Annotated in this window: 14 protein-coding genes; 8 read left to right on the forward strand and 6 right to left on the reverse strand. The window is 44.4% G+C overall.

The annotated features are described in order from the left end of the window. A partial coding sequence (locus KI743_RS08045) for a VCBS domain-containing protein (RefSeq protein WP_285465881.1) occupies window positions 1–1,871 on the reverse strand: 1,871 nt, incomplete at its 3' end. A gap of 291 nt (window positions 1,872–2,162) precedes the next feature. Here KI743_RS08045 and KI743_RS08050 point away from each other — a divergent pair. Beyond that, entirely contained in the window at window positions 2,163–2,594 is a 432-nt protein-coding gene (locus KI743_RS08050) for a GNAT family N-acetyltransferase (RefSeq protein ID WP_285465882.1), read from the forward strand. 85 nt (window positions 2,595–2,679) lie between these two features. On the opposite strand, the gene KI743_RS08055 is transcribed toward KI743_RS08050, so the two are convergent. Beyond that, window positions 2,680–3,414, reverse strand: a complete 735-nt coding sequence (locus KI743_RS08055; protein WP_150873255.1) for a GntR family transcriptional regulator — start codon at window positions 3,412–3,414, stop codon at window positions 2,680–2,682. A gap of 210 nt (window positions 3,415–3,624) precedes the next feature. On the opposite strand from KI743_RS08055, the gene KI743_RS08060 reads away from it, so the two are divergent. The 3 genes from KI743_RS08060 (at window position 3,625) to KI743_RS08070 (ending at window position 7,873) form a co-directional block, all read left to right on the forward strand. Further along, the gene (locus tag KI743_RS08060; RefSeq protein WP_285465883.1) at window positions 3,625–5,211 is read left to right on the forward strand and encodes a PTS transporter subunit EIIC; all 1,587 of its coding nucleotides are present in this window, start codon (window positions 3,625–3,627) and stop codon (window positions 5,209–5,211) included. A gap of 72 nt (window positions 5,212–5,283) precedes the next feature. Then, window positions 5,284–6,609, forward strand: coding sequence for a 6-phospho-alpha-glucosidase (locus KI743_RS08065; RefSeq protein ID WP_152471033.1), 1,326 nt, complete (start codon window positions 5,284–5,286; stop codon window positions 6,607–6,609). 124 nt (window positions 6,610–6,733) lie between these two features. Beyond that, window positions 6,734–7,873 carry a glycerate kinase gene (locus KI743_RS08070; protein WP_285465884.1) on the forward strand — a complete coding sequence of 380 codons (1,140 nt, stop codon included), beginning with the start codon at window positions 6,734–6,736 and terminating at the stop codon, window positions 7,871–7,873. A 52-nt stretch (window positions 7,874–7,925) separates the two neighbouring features. On the opposite strand, the gene KI743_RS08075 is transcribed toward KI743_RS08070, so the two are convergent. The 3 genes from KI743_RS08075 to KI743_RS08085 all read right to left on the reverse strand — a co-directional run bounded on the left by KI743_RS08075 (window position 7,926) and on the right by KI743_RS08085 (window position 10,636). After that, complete coding sequence (locus tag KI743_RS08075) at window positions 7,926–8,660, reverse strand: alpha/beta fold hydrolase (protein ID WP_285465885.1); 735 nt, start codon at window positions 8,658–8,660, stop codon at window positions 7,926–7,928. A gap of 73 nt (window positions 8,661–8,733) precedes the next feature. Beyond that, entirely contained in the window at window positions 8,734–9,825 is a 1,092-nt protein-coding gene (locus KI743_RS08080) for a DUF1254 domain-containing protein (RefSeq protein ID WP_285465886.1), read from the reverse strand. Window positions 9,826–9,847: 22 nt separating this feature from the next. After that, window positions 9,848–10,636 carry a hypothetical protein gene (locus KI743_RS08085; RefSeq protein ID WP_285465887.1) on the reverse strand — a complete coding sequence of 263 codons (789 nt, stop codon included), beginning with the start codon at window positions 10,634–10,636 and terminating at the stop codon, window positions 9,848–9,850. Between the two features lie 139 nt (window positions 10,637–10,775). On the opposite strand from KI743_RS08085, the gene KI743_RS08090 reads away from it, so the two are divergent. Continuing rightward, complete coding sequence (locus tag KI743_RS08090) at window positions 10,776–11,684, forward strand: LysR family transcriptional regulator (RefSeq protein WP_285465888.1); 909 nt, start codon at window positions 10,776–10,778, stop codon at window positions 11,682–11,684. A 16-nt stretch (window positions 11,685–11,700) separates the two neighbouring features. Here the strand turns inward: KI743_RS08090 and KI743_RS08095 are convergent, their stop codons facing one another. Next, window positions 11,701–12,096 (reverse strand): DUF2391 family protein, encoded by a 396-nt coding sequence (locus KI743_RS08095; RefSeq protein WP_285465889.1) that lies wholly within the window; start codon window positions 12,094–12,096, stop codon window positions 11,701–11,703. 329 nt (window positions 12,097–12,425) lie between these two features. On the opposite strand from KI743_RS08095, the gene KI743_RS08100 reads away from it, so the two are divergent. From KI743_RS08100 to KI743_RS08110, 3 genes are all read left to right on the forward strand, one after another. Beyond that, window positions 12,426–13,316 (forward strand): LysR family transcriptional regulator, encoded by an 891-nt coding sequence (locus KI743_RS08100; RefSeq protein ID WP_285465890.1) that lies wholly within the window; start codon window positions 12,426–12,428, stop codon window positions 13,314–13,316. A 115-nt stretch (window positions 13,317–13,431) separates the two neighbouring features. Next, entirely contained in the window at window positions 13,432–14,265 is an 834-nt protein-coding gene (locus tag KI743_RS08105; RefSeq protein WP_285465891.1) for a zinc-binding dehydrogenase, read from the forward strand. 29 nt (window positions 14,266–14,294) lie between these two features. Further along, a complete protein-coding gene (locus KI743_RS08110; RefSeq protein WP_285465892.1) occupies window positions 14,295–14,420 on the forward strand; it encodes a zinc-binding dehydrogenase in 126 nt (41 codons plus the stop codon). Window positions 14,421–14,450: the final 30 nt, after the last annotated feature.

The raw sequence follows: 14,450 nt of genomic DNA on the forward strand, positions 1-14,450 counted from the left end.
GTGAAGACCCAGTGACCGTTGGCATCAATGGTTAGGTCGCCGTGCGTACCTGTGATCGAAGCAGGTGTGAAGCTATTGTCTGGGTTATCGATATCGGTGCTAGTTAGTGTACCTGAAGTCGTTACCGCTTTGTCGGTCTCATCGACAGCCACAGTCGCGCTGCTTACGGTAGCCGCATCATTCGTACCGTTGATGGTCACTTTAATCGTGGATGGAGTGCCATCGACAGACGTTACTGTGAATGTCTCTTCAACTTTGTCACCGACATTCAGTTGGTTGAATGCGCTGCTGGCGGTGAAAACCCAATGACCATTGGCGTCAATGGTTAGGTCGCCGTGGGTACCTGTAATTGAATCTGGCGTAAAGGCGTTATCCGGATTATCAATGTCAGTGCCGGTTAGGGTGCCAGAGGTTGTGATTGCGGAGTCAGTTTCATCGACAGCTACAGTTGCGCTGCTGACCGTAGCTGCGTCATTGGTACCATTGATCGTCACTTTAATTGTCGAAGGTGTACCATCGACAGAAGTAACCGTGAATGTTTCTTCAACCTTATCACCAACATTAAGCTGGTTGAACGCACTGTTGGCAGTGAATACCCAGTGACCATTAGCATCAATGGTTAAATCCCCGTTGCTGCCGTGCTGAGTTGAAGCAGTAAAGGCGTTATCTGGATTATCGACATCAGTACTGGTCAAGGTTCCAGATGTTGTTACGGCTTTATCCGTCTCATCGACAGCCACAGTGGCACTGCTTACCGTAGCCGCATCATTAGTACCATTAATGGTGACCTTGATGGTAGATGGAGTTCCATCGACAGACGTCACCGTGAATGTTTCTTCAACTTTATCGCCGACATTGAGTTGGTTGAATGCACTGTTGGCGGTGAATACCCAATGGCCATTAGCATCAATGGTTAGATCACCGTTGGTGCCGTGCACAGTTGAAGCAGTAAAGGCGTTATCCGGATTATCGACATCGGTACTGGTCAGGGTGCCTGAAGTTGTGATTGCAGAGTCAGTTTCATCGACAGAGACAGTCGCGCTGCTTACGGTAGCTGCATCATTGGTGCCATTGATGGTCACTTTAATCGTCGAAGGTGTTCCATCGACAGACGTAACCGTAAACGTCTCTTCAACTTTGTCGCCAACGTTGAGTTGGTTGAATGCACTGTTCGCGGTAAACACCCAGTGGCCATTGGCATCAATGGTTAGATTGCCATATGTGCCTTTGATCGAATCAGGTGTAAAAGTATTGTTTTGATTATCAATATCAATACTGGTTAGCGTGCCTGAAGTTGTCACTGTGGTATCAGTCTCATCAACATTTACGGTGGCACTGCTAACTGTCGCTGGGGCATTATTCGAAGTCGACGGGTTGGTTGGTGTATGGTGTATTGTAGTCGTCTGAGAACTATGAATCACGCTCTTCGGATGTAACGTGGTGTGTTGCTCAAAATTGTGACTCATTGTTTGGTTATGTGGCGATAGATGGTGCGAAGGAGTAAGCGGAGTACTCTTAGCGTCTTTAGTTAAGTTTACTTGCGAATGTTCTTCTGGTTGGACTGAAGAAGGAGCTTCTGGATTTGATGAATCTTCAGTGTTTCTCGGTTGATGCCCCAAATCACTTGCTTGGCTTGAGTTTTCTTTAGATTGAGTATCTAGTATGTCCGCTGTGCTTACTCGTTCATCTGATGGCTCAAGGTGTAGGGATGGGAGAATTAGCATCGGACTGTTAGACAGCGGTACTTGAACCCTTGAAATTGAGAATATTTTGATGCTTTTTTTCTTAGCTTTATTTCGTTTGTCATCAATTTGAGTCTTAGTGGGCTGTTTACTTCTGCGCGCCTTAGTACCAACTTCGTTCTTTTTCATAAACCTAACCTAACTGTCCTTGTATCTTACTGATTAAAGTACAGGAATTAAGATTTCGCTACTTAAATACGACTTTTTAAAAGGTATATTGGTTTTAAAAAAATGCAGCGTCAAAACGCCAAAGGTAATGGTTCTCCTATGCTGTTAGTTGACTGCGGAATCGGTATTTAATTCGACTTCCACTTACCTTGTTGTATAAAGAGGTTAGTTTGATAGACGCAAGTACACCTCGTCAGTTAAAATTAGCGTTCGCGGCTGAACACTGATATCCGTTAACTTAAGAGAAATGCGATGATTATTGAAAATGTGCGTCCTGAAAATTACGCTGAAATGCTTAATGTTTGGGAAAATTCAGTCCGAGCAACTCATGACTTCATAACGGAAGAAGATATTGAGTTTTTTAAGCCTATCATCATGGAACAAGCCTTTCCTGCTGTTATCTTAAGATGTGTGAAAAATGATAGCGGCTCTATTGTTGGGTTCGTGGGAACTCACGAATCAAAGATTGAGATGCTATTCATTGTAAATGAAGTAAGAGGGCAGGGAGTCGGTAAAGCGCTGTTGCAGTATGCTATTGAGCATTTAGGCGCGACCCAAGTTGATGTGAACGAACAAAATCCACAAGCGGTAGGTTTCTATCAGCATATGGGACTCAAAGTTGTATCACGCTCACCACTAGATGATATGGGAAAACCTTTTCCGATTTTGCATATGACACTTTAACGCTCGGTTGTCGTAAACCAGTTTGTTAGAAGAAACGCCCAAAGCTAATAACTTTGGGCGTTTCCGTATTCAAATACCAACAAACTTATCGGTTGGCACTTAGCGTGAACGTATAGTGCTCTTGGTTGTAATAAATGTCTGAAACTTCGAACGGTTTACCATCTTCTAGTTGCGCGACACTGCGAGCGTATAGAACAGGGTCGTCTCTTTTTAAGCCTAGATGTCGTCTCACCTCCTCTCCGGGTAGCTCCGCTCGGATCTGCTTTTCACTCCCTTTCACTTTTAGGCCTTTTGAATCTAGGTAAAGGTACTTGGAGCTATTCAAATGAGCTTCGGTGAGATCGTCAAAGTAAGGATCAATAAGCATGTGCGTTGATTCAAATACGAAAGGCACAGCTCCCACTAAACGAAGACGTTTCATAAACCAAACTTGAGAATTCTCTTCAATGCCAAGTGTCTCGCACACTTTTTGTGATGCTGTTACTTTCTCGAGATGTAGGAGTTTATTCACGATGGAGGAATTTAGACTATTGGCTACTTCGCTAGAGGTGAGGTGACTGTCTAAGGGTAACGCCATTTTAAGATCGAGAGTTTGTTCGCAAATAAACGTTCCGCGACCTCTCTGTCTTTCTACAATACCTTGTCTAACCAAGTAGTCGACGGCTTTGCGTGCAGTCATACGAGAAACACCGTATTGCTCAGCTAACACAGTTTCAGACGGTAGTGGATCGCCAGGTTTTAGAGAACCATCGTCGATCTTCTTCGATAAAATTTGTTCTATCTGGATATAGATTGGAACGTGAGACTGCTTGTCGATCATTGAAACCCCCAGTAATTCGTACCTCATCCTATCCCAGGATACCTGAATACACAACTATACAACCAACTGCCAATGTTTATGCATTTAACTGCTTATCTTGACAAAGACCTTCGTGATAGGAATCACATACACGAACAAGTTGTATAGACAACTATACTTATCGATCGTTTAATGCTCGCATAACTTATAAAGATACGGAGTAATCTGACAATGAAACAATTCGGTTCAAAGCTCCAAGATCTCGGAAAAGCGTTGATGATGCCAATCTCAGTCATCGCTGCTGCGGGTATATTTCTTGGACTAGCTGCTGCCCTACAAAACCCTAATATTACAGGTCAAGGATTTAACCAACTTGAGTTTGTGCAATTGATCTTAGGATTTATTCGCAAAGTTTCGGGTTCTTTGTTTGGCAACTTGCCACTGTTCTTCGCCGTCGCTGCTGCGATTGGTTTAGCGAAGCAAGAAAAACCGACGGCTGCTTTCGCTGCAATCATCGGTTTTATTGCAATGCATGTGGGTATTAACTATTCGTTGACGGCTCAAGGCCTAACCCCTGCAACCACTTCTGTTGCACACCTTGTCGAGCAGGGAATGGGTAAAACCGAAGCAATGATGTTCTCTGCTGAGTTTGGCTACACCTTAGGGATATTCTCTTATCACATGAGTGTATTAGGTGGTGTATTGGCGGGCTTGGTAACGGTTGCTCTTCATAATCGCTTTTATACGATTGTCTTGCCTACTGCTATTAACTTCTTTGGCGGACGCCGATTCGTACCAATCATCACCGTTGTCGTATTGCCAATTATCGGTGTATTGATGTCCCTAATTTGGCCTACGATCGGTGCTGCGATAGCCAACATTGGTCAATTTATCGGTGAAGCAGGGAGCTTTGGTACATTCTTATTTGCGGCGACGGAACGCCTACTTATCCCAACTGGCTTACACCATATTCTTAATGAAACCGTGCGCTTTACCCCTATCGGCGGCATCGCCAATGTTGGTGGTGAGAGCATCGTTGGTGCACTAAGTATCTTTAACTACGCTTTAGCACACCCAGAATCTATTAGTAACGATGTTGTGAAAGAGGCTACACGCTTCTTAGCTCAAGGTAAGATTCCTGTGATGATGTTTGCTCTACCGGGCGCTGCGTTAGCGATGTATCACTGTGCTCGCAAAGAACACAAAGTGCGAGTGAAAGCCCTTGTTATTGCTGGTGCGTTGGCCTCATTCACTACCGGTATCACAGAGCCATTAGAGTTCAGCTTTATCTTTGTTAGCCCGATTCTCTTTATCTTCCATGCCTTCATGACTGGTTTATCTTTCGCGTTGATGCACTTGTTTGGCGTCATGATCGGTAACGTACAAGGTGGTGTGATTGACTTACTCGTCTTTGGTGTTCTTGGCGGTACGGCAACCAATTGGTGGCTAGCTGTTCTGGTCGGTGCTTGCTACTTCCCAATTTACTACTTTGTTTTCCGATTCATCATCACTCGAATGAATGTGAAGACTCCGGGACGTGAAGATGAAACAGCGACATCAAGCCAACAAGTTACGGCTTCAGAACAAGCAGAGCAGATCATCGCTGGTCTAGGCGGCGCTCAAAACATCCAATTGGTCGATAACTGCTTCACGCGTCTTCGAGTGAAAGTTAAAGACATGGACAAGATCAAAGACGACTCACTCAAGGCGACCGGTGCAAGTGGTATCAAACGTGCCAGCAATGATGATGTTCAAGTTATCTATGGGCCTCAGGTGGAAAGCATCGCTAACGATGTAAAGCAAGCCTTAGCCATTTAAATAAATTTTAAACGCAATTGAGCCTCCGAAGGTGAGGCTCCCATTATTCTAATTTTGTAAGTGAGAAGTAAGATGAAAAAAGCATTCAATATTGTTCTAGTCGGTGGCGGTTCTACGTGGACTCCTGGTCTACTTAAAGCGCTTTGTAAGCGTAAAGACACTTTTCCTCTAAAACGTTTGGTGATGTTTGATGTGCATGCATCACGTCAAGAAACGATTGGTGAGTACGCTAAACTGCTATTTTCTGAAGATTACCCAGAGCTAGATTTTGAGTACACGACAGATAAAGATGTCGCTTATAAAGATATGGATTTCGTACTTTGCCAAATGCGTACGGGTGGCTACGAAATGCGTGAAAAGGATGAAAAAATCCCGCTATCACTGGGTGTGATTGGCCAAGAAACATGTGGTCCAGGTGGCTTCGCGTACGGCATGCGCTCTATTGGTGACATGATTGAAATGGTTGAAGATGTGCGTGAACGCGCTCCAGAAGCTTGGATTCTGAACTACACCAACCCAGCTGCGATTGTTGCGGATGCGCTTAAGAAACGTTTCCCTGAAGATGAGCGAATCCTAAACATCTGTGATCAGCCAGTGAACTTACTACGTTCTTACGGTCGTCTGCTTGATGTTAACCCAGATGAGTTTGACCCTGTGTACTTCGGCTTGAATCACTTCGGTTGGTTTACTCACCTATATAACCAAGAAGGCGAGGATTTGGCTCCGAAGCTGAAGGCCTTTATCTCTAACAACGGCTTTAAGCCGGTAGACGCGGAGCAGCGCGACCAATCTTGGTTAGACACCTATGCGGCAGTGGCTGACATGTTGCGTGATTTTCCTGATTACCTGCCGAACACTTACCTACAGTACTACCTATACCCAGAGTACAAGTTGTCTAAGTTAGATGCGAACTACACTCGTGCAAATGAAGTTATGGATGGCCGTGAAAAGCGTGTATTTGCAGAGTGTCAACAGGCTGTACAAGACGGAACAACAAAGAACTCAAGTGTCGTTCATAACGATGCGCACGGGGATATGATTGTTGAAGTAGCAGAGTCAATTGCATTTAACCAAAAGCGTAAGTTTGTAGTGATTCTTGAAAACAACGGTTTGGTTGCAAACCTAGATGACGATGTGATGGTTGAAGTCACTGCTGAGCTTGGAATTAATGGTCCACGTCCGTTTGGTGTTGGTAAGATCCCAACGTTCTATAAAGGCATGATCGAACAACAGTTTGCTTACGAGCGTTTAACGGTTGAAGCTTGGTTTGAAGGTTCGTACGGCAAGGCTCTACAGGCGCTTACATTGAATCGTACGGTAGGCGATGCGAAAAAGGCTCGTCTGGTCCTTGATGCACTCATCGAAGCAAATAAAGACTACTGGCCTGAACTAGTGTAACTGAAGGCCAATCGGGTCTAGTTATAAGTCTAAAACAGCCCCCCTTAACCGCTGTTTTAGCTGCTCCAGCTCCCAGGTTACGTCAGTGACTTGGGAGTTTTATTAAGGACATGAGGGAATAGAAGTGAAGATAGTTATAGCCCCTGATTCTTTTAAAGAGAGTTTAACAGCACAGCAGGTGTGCCTAGCTGTTGAAAATGGTCTAAAAAGGGTTTGGCCAAATGCTGAGTATGTATCGATACCCGTTGCTGATGGTGGTGAAGGCACTATGCAAGCGTTGATTGATGCGACTAGTGGTGAAAAGATACAAGTAAGGGTAAAAGATCCAAGAGGGAAAACAGTTGAGGCGAGATATGGTCTCCTCGGTGATCATAGAACGGCGGTTATTGAAGTTGCTGAGGCGTGTGGCTTGCATCTAGTGCCGGCGTCCGAGAGAGATACAAAATCGACATCAAGCTTCGGTGTAGGCCAACTTATCCGTCACGCTTTAGATTCCGGAATCAGCCGTCTAATTGTAGGTTTAGGTGGCAGCGCGACGACCGATGGCGGTAGCGGTATGCTAGCCGCATTGGGCGTAAAGTTTTTAAATGAAGACGGAGAAGAAATTGAACCATGTGGCGCATCAATGCTTAACGTCCATCAAATCGTGACTACCGAGTTTGATCCTAGGTTAGCGCACTGCGAGATCATAGTTGCATGTGATGTCGATAATCCTCTGTGTGGAGATTCCGGTGCCGCTGCGTTTTTTGGGCCTCAAAAGGGAGCATCAAGTGAAGATGTGCTACTGCTGGATAAGGCGTTATATCAATTTGGTCAACTGACAGAGAAAATTACTCAGAGGTCAATCATTGATAGCAAGGGATCTGGAGCCGCTGGTGGAATCGGTGCTGCGTTTTTGGGATATACTGATGCAACATTACAACCGGGTATTGATGTCGTACTGACTATGCTTGATGTCGAAACGAAGATGCAAGGCGCACATATGGTTATCACTGGTGAAGGCAAGCTTGATCAGCAAACGGCTCACGGCAAAGCTCCTGTAGGGGTTGCTAACATTGCTAAGAAGTTTGATATTCCGGTGGTTGCTGTTGCAGGTTGCACCAATGATGGATATCAGGTGCTTTATGAGCACGGGATTGACGCTGTGTTTACTTGTGTACCAAGAGCAATGAGTTTATCTGATGCACTTTCAGAAGCTGAAACAAACTTGAGCAATCTTTCGGAAAATATCGCCCGCACATATCAGCTTGCCTCAGTCAACTAGCCTTTCAAGTTGGCTCGCATTGACGAGCCTTCTCAAATTAGCCTTGCTAGCCCTATTCAAACTCCCCAGTTTTCAAATAATGGATGACTTGTTGAATGACTTTTGGGTCAGACCGTAACTGATGGTGCGGCAGGTTTACTTCCCAATACGCATCCATAGTGGATATTTTCGCCGAGTCTACGCTGACAAGACCGTCGTTTGCTTTATCAAAGTTCTCTCGTGCCCAGCGGTAGGTTTTGGTTCCAGCAATCACGCCGACAGGGTAGTTTGGTTCATTAAGATTTTGTGCAATACCGGCTTCGTTGGTCTTAAGAGATTTGGGTACCTCACCGAACCAGTCTGACCAGAACTTCTCGCTATAGTGTTCGGCGACTTCACTGCCGTGATTAGGTGTCCCTATCATCACCACTCTGCCTAATCTTCCTTGCTGCTCTAATGCATCATTGGCTTGAAGGTGATAACGAATTAATAATCCACCTAATGAGTGGCCCACGAGGTGGACGACTTTTGCTTCTTCGGTGCATTGATGAATCTGCTTGTCAGTTTCTGTAATTAACTCATTCATACTGACACCAACAGAAGAGTAGTCGAGTACGCAGGTTTGGTAACCCGCGCCCAAAAGCCCTTGATTGAGTTCACTCATTGAGCGACCGCTTCTAGTTAAACCGTGAATGATCACCACTAAGTCAGACTCGTCGTTGTTGGAATACGATATTGGTGGAGTAGAACATGCTGTAATAAGAATAGCGGTACTTAAGAATAAGCAGCGCATTATGGACATCATCATAGTCTCACTCAAAATAATAAAGCCCTTGTCGATATAGTATCAACAAGGGCGAACGATTAGGTGGTTGACCGCGTTAGTTTAGAGTCAGTTCTTTCAACTCTGGCAGCTGATATTGCTTCATCGCTTCAACATCTGGGCGGTATGCACGGATTTGAGCGCGCCATTCATCAACAGGTGTGTGGGCAAAATTCACATTGCGAGCTTCTGCAATATCTTGGCATGTACTATCACCAAAGATAATCGTGAAGCTACCATCGTCATGACTCTTAAAATCAGGACGACTTGTACTTACGACGTTGTGTTCATCAGTCATCAAGTAGTTTTGATTGTTGTATAGGGTCAGCGAGCTAAATGCAGCGGCAGGCACTTTGTCGAATGTCGCTTCGTAGCAGGTGTTTGCTTTGGTGTTCTCTGGTGCCCATGATGCGTACATCGCTGTTGATTCTGGGCTTAAACCCCATGAACCAGCAATCGTGTAAGTCCACTTTTCCCAATCAGATACGTTGTTGATGTCAAATTGAACAGAATCGAACATGTCAGGCAGATTGCCCCATTCCGTTAACAGCGCTTCACGCAATTCTAGAATATCGGACTCTTTGGTATCGCTTGTGTAAGGAATGGCTGAATTTGATGTAATCTTCATGTTTGGCTGAAGCTGCTCGGTTACGAATGCAATGTCATCAGCTGTTGCATCAGTACCAGTGCGAATACCCACGTATACGTAGTCGGTCTCGATTTCTCCTGCTTTGTACTCATAAACACCAGGTTCCCACGTGTATTCTACGAATGTGTGGTTTTGATCTTGGATGTGAAGAGACATAAAACGATCGCCCATCTCTGGGACTTCAATGGTGAATCCATCGCGAACATCAATGATAGCAAGAGAGTAAATGTTATCCACATTTGGTGTCACTACCCAGGTATCCGCTGCTTGAGAAATGCCAGTGAAGTGAATGAACTTGTTGATTTCACCGCGCTTCAGCATGTTTAACGCAAAGATATCGCCTTCTTTGCGTTGATATTCCATTGCCGTCATACCGTAATCCAGTGGATTGACCGTCCAGTTCGATGAATCAATCTGTTTGATTACGTCGTTAGCAGGTACAGAAGCGAAAGCTGACGATGAAAGTAGGGCAATCGATAATGCCAGTGTTGTTTTTTTCATACTGTTTACCTTTTTGAAATTGTTATAGCTGGTAGTTAAATTCGACAATGTGTGAACCATCTCGGTAGCTCAATTCTTCGTTCCATTGCGCAAAGTATCGAACGTTTAAGCGAGGGTTTATCTGATATGAGGCGGCAAATTCATGAGCGAGAATGCTGTCGTTATATGCAAAGGCATGCTCTTTGTAGGTATCAGAACCAGATAGGGTGCTCATGTACATTGGGTTGTAATTCAACCAAATGTTGTCGGTTAGCGTTAATTTTCCGTATGTACCTACAATCGCAAATGTGCCCGGTACGCTGTAACCGCTAACGACCTCACCGTTATCGCCAAGTGCGTTGTTTGCGAATGCAGCGCCAACTCCAGCAAGCGGGTAAAGTTGGAGGGGACCAATTGCTGGTATCGCTTGTATAAAGCTGTAAGAGAGTGAACCTGCCTCTGTATCAAAGTCGTAGTTGAAGTCGACTTGTGAACCGCGGCCATTGGTCAAATCCACGCCAAATCGGCGTAGGCGAAGACTATCAATGCTGTCGTCGGCGTAGTCACGCATGCCTAGTGTGTCGCCATAGCCGCCTTTTAATTCCAGTACGTGCATGCCCATTGTGGTGTCATTACCAGTATCGAAGGTTTGGCCTAGCTTTAGGTTTAAGCCCTTGTCGGTGTAGCCCATACCTACCTGTGTGTAGACAGCTAATGGGTCTGACATGTCTTGAACGGTTTCCGTGCCTTGGTTTTGCTGATTGTCTGCAAGCACAACTGGCGATGCAGTCAGCATAAGGAGTGTTAGAGGAAGTCGTTTTATTTGAAACATCGTTGCTGCTTTCCTGTCGTCTATTAAAGCGATGGAAGTATCTTAAGAAAGTTGAGATATGTGCAGAAGTGAACCTGTTGAATCTTAGAAATTAACTATATTAATATCTAGGGTGTTATGACCTGCATGGAAATGAAAGATGAAATCGTTCGATTACAATCTACTTAAAGTATTGCGTGTACTGATTGATACTCAAAACACGCGTCAAGCCTCAGAAATACTCAACTTAAGCCAATCGGCGGTAAGTCACGCACTTGCTCGCCTTAGAGACGCGTTTGATGATCCGTTGTTTGTGAGGGAGCGCTATGGATTGGTTCCTACTGAACGTTGTTTAGAGATTGAAAAATCGCTACCTGAATTGGTTGAACAGATCGACGGTTTGTTTCGAGCTTCGGAAGGGTTTGATCCAATGAAGTTCGATGGAAAAATTTCCATTAGTTTGACCAATGCTCTTACAAACGCTATCGGAGTAAAACTTTATCGAGATCTCAGTGAGCGAGCGCCCAATGCGCAGTTTGAGATTATGGACTGGACGTGGCAGGTAGAGTCTGGATTGTTATCGAGAAAAGTGCATGTTGCTTTGGATTACGGGCCTGAGAGTTACTCTAAGCAGATAAGGCAGAAACTAATGCCAAAAAGCCAGTATGTCATTTGTGTACGTGAAGGGCATCCGCTCACTAAACTTGAGTCAGTGACACTTGATGACATTGCACAATATCCATTGGTGTTGGTTCGAACTCCAGATTGGCGAAGCCGCCACGAAACTGCAGAAGATACTCTGCTTCGAGCTGGCCATATCCCCAACGTCGTATTGAAATCAGACTCACCACAAGTGAACTTTGAAGCGATTCGACATTCCGATGCGATATTTCCGATGATTCGCTCAACGCAGCCATTACCGCCCGGAATTGAGAGTGTAGACTCGATAGGGCAGTCCCCTAAACACAACATGGATATCTACGCATACGATCTGTATCAAACGAAAGACCTGGCACTCAATACTTGGTTAGTGAAAGAAATTGAGTCGATATTGAAGAGCACGCTCTGAGTCACTCGCTTTAGGCTTATTCCTTATCAAAACCGTCAACAATAATAGCTCCCATTGACGCTGGCATAGCAATGACGATAATTCGTTTTAAAGCAACCAACGGAGAATCAAGCGCAGGGAGCTTATCAATGCATAGCAACACCAAAGCGACGACCATAATTGTCAATATATAAGCAATCACGATACGTGAGATAAACTCCATGACTCTGCCGTTGATATTTCTTTGGTAGACGCTCTCGAAAGCGTAAATTGACAAGAACAAACACGACAGAAGAAAAAGTAACGCGAGGTTTGCTGTTGGTAAACTTTCGCCTAGCTGCCAAGCTTCCTCTGAAAATGATATAGGGACAGCGAGAGCAAAGGCCCCCACAAAAATTTGTCCTGCATCTTCAAGGTTAAAGCTCTTTGACACGTGGCCTCCTAAGCATAAGTTCGTTTGGGTTAATCGTTGGTCCACTGCGATGTCATTCCACGCCTTTATCAGGTATTACACCGTCAAACCAACTATGTTTAGTATATCGTATGAAATTAGTCTTGCCCCGTAACTACTTAAAATTGATGAGTTTTCGTCATCACTAAGGAAAAATATGTCTCAATTTGGTTATTCAGCCAAAGCACCTATAGGTCTAATAGACTTTAAGTAGGATGTCTAAGCAGTTAACGTGTTCCATTTGTAGAGATTGCACTTCTCAGCTAAACCCATACAATCCTAAAAGTGGGATAATAAAACGAGAAGTGGGTATGAAACGGGTATTGGACGACTTAAATATTTTCTGTGCAGTTGTGGAAACAGGTAGTTTGAAGAAGGCTGCAGAGCGGATTTCATTACCCCATAGTACCGTAAGTCGAAGAATCGACGCGTTAGAAGCAAGTTTGGGGTTAACGTTACTGCACCGCACGACTCGTGAAGTAAAAGTATCATCCCGAGGGCAGGAGCTGTATCAAGATTGCTCACCCTTGTTCACATCTATTCAGCGCTCTATCGATCTCGCTATCGATTCTGAAGTAGAGTTTAAAGGCAAGCTCAAGGTATCAATGCCTGTCCGTGCTGGCATAGACTTTCTTGGTAACTGGTTGATTGATTTTGCTAGCGAACATCCCGAACTTACGCTCGATATTGCTTTGTCGAATAGTAATCAAAACCTTATCAAGGACGAGATTGACTTAGCGTTTAGAGTCGGTCCATTGATGGACTCATCTGCGATAGCTCTTAAGTTATGGGATATTCCATATTCATTGTGTGCCACTCAAGACTTTCTTGATAGACATAACATTAAAGACACTCAGATCACTACAGAGCAACTAGAATCTCTTCCCAGTGTTATCTCTCGTCCTATGACATCTTGGGCATTCACCAACCCTAAACATCAAGAAATTATGTTGGACCCGTCTCAAGACCTTGTGGTTGACGATCTAGGCCTCGCATATCACTCGCTCATGAAAGGCACTTATCTCGCGATGATTCCTACCGTAATGATTAAAGATGCAGGTGTTGTTGAGTTATCTGTCGATGATCTTAAACCCCGTACACGTATTATGTACGCATACTACTTAGGACGTCGTCACGCGCAAAGCCAAATTAAGCACATTGTCGATTACATTAAGCAGAGAAATTCTGACTCAACCCCATAATCCCATTTTTGCAATTCTGATGTCCCAGATTGCGGATTTTTTCATTTTGGATTTGCCACTAATATTTCTTCCGTAGACAACGAATAGAGCGACTAGCTTCAACGGAGAAAGAATCATGAAAGCAATCATCATCGAAAAAACAGGTGGCACTAACGTACTTGAGTACAAAGAAACTGATAAACCTCAGCTGGCTGAAGGCCAAGTACTGGTTAAGGTCGCTGCAGCGCCAGTAAACTTTATTGATACGATTATCCGTGAAGGGAATATGCCTCCAGGTATGATGCCAGAACTGCCATTTATCTCTGGTGTTGAGGGGAGCGGCATTGTGGTAGATGCCAACAATACTGAGTTGAAAGAAGGTCAAAAAGTCGCTTATTTAGGGCCGATTGGTGCGTCAATGTATGCAGATTACACTGCCATTGATGCAGATAAATTGATTGTTCTAGACGACAGCGTCGACATTCATGAGGCAGGCGCGATGCCAGTGACTTATTTCACGGCATACCACATGCTGCACAATGTTGTTCGTGCTGAAGAAGGAAAATTCGCATTAGTGTACGCCTCAACGGGTGGTGTAGGTACTGCGTTAATTCAGCTTGCAAAAGCAGCAGGGCTCAAAGTTATTGCTTTAGACCGCAAAGATGAAAAAGTAGAACAAGCTCTAAAACTAGGCGCTGACTACGCGCTTAATTCAACAGGCGAGTGGGTTGAACAAGTAAAGGAAATCACCGACGGCAAAGGAGTAAATTATATCTTTAACCCGGTAGCGGGTGACACTGCTGTTCAAGATCTAGAAGTGTTAGCGACACTTGGTCATATCGTTGTGTTTGGTTTCTTGGGTGGCGTCGGAGAGACCAACTTGCAAGCTGAAGCCATTAAACATTTCTCTAAAGCACCGACTATCTCTTATTCAGAAATATACGCTACATACTTTACAAATTTGATTTAGTCAAAGTATCGCTCGAAAACGTTTATCAAATGCTCGCTGAAGGTAAAGTAAAACCGATCTACTCGACGATGCCATTGTCGCAAGCTGCACAGGCACATGACGACATTGAAAGTGGTAAAGTGATGGGCAAACTGATTTTGACACCAAATGCATAGTTAACTCTTACATAATTGATGAACCATCAT

This window comes from Vibrio sp. D420a (genome assembly GCF_030248625.1).
In the GTDB taxonomy this organism is placed as follows: domain Bacteria; phylum Pseudomonadota; class Gammaproteobacteria; order Enterobacterales; family Vibrionaceae; genus Vibrio; species Vibrio fortis_A.

What these genes read in the sequence shown, in the direction of transcription:
- KI743_RS08050 (WP_285465882.1), top strand. Translation starts at nt 2,163, where the DNA reads ATGATTATTGAAAATGTGCGTCCTGAAAATTACGCTGAAATGCTTAAT.
- KI743_RS08055 (WP_150873255.1), bottom strand. Translation starts at nt 3,414, where the DNA reads ATGATCGACAAGCAGTCTCACGTTCCAATCTATATCCAGATAGAACAA.
- KI743_RS08060 (WP_285465883.1), top strand. Translation starts at nt 3,625, where the DNA reads ATGAAACAATTCGGTTCAAAGCTCCAAGATCTCGGAAAAGCGTTGATG.
- KI743_RS08065 (WP_152471033.1), top strand. Translation starts at nt 5,284, where the DNA reads ATGAAAAAAGCATTCAATATTGTTCTAGTCGGTGGCGGTTCTACGTGG.
- KI743_RS08075 (WP_285465885.1), bottom strand. Translation starts at nt 8,660, where the DNA reads ATGATGATGTCCATAATGCGCTGCTTATTCTTAAGTACCGCTATTCTT.
- KI743_RS08080 (WP_285465886.1), bottom strand. Translation starts at nt 9,825, where the DNA reads ATGAAAAAAACAACACTGGCATTATCGATTGCCCTACTTTCATCGTCA.
- KI743_RS08085 (WP_285465887.1), bottom strand. Translation starts at nt 10,636, where the DNA reads ATGTTTCAAATAAAACGACTTCCTCTAACACTCCTTATGCTGACTGCA.
- KI743_RS08090 (WP_285465888.1), top strand. Translation starts at nt 10,776, where the DNA reads ATGAAATCGTTCGATTACAATCTACTTAAAGTATTGCGTGTACTGATT.
- KI743_RS08100 (WP_285465890.1), top strand. Translation starts at nt 12,426, where the DNA reads ATGAAACGGGTATTGGACGACTTAAATATTTTCTGTGCAGTTGTGGAA.
- KI743_RS08105 (WP_285465891.1), top strand. Translation starts at nt 13,432, where the DNA reads ATGAAAGCAATCATCATCGAAAAAACAGGTGGCACTAACGTACTTGAG.
- KI743_RS08110 (WP_285465892.1), top strand. Translation starts at nt 14,295, where the DNA reads ATGCTCGCTGAAGGTAAAGTAAAACCGATCTACTCGACGATGCCATTG.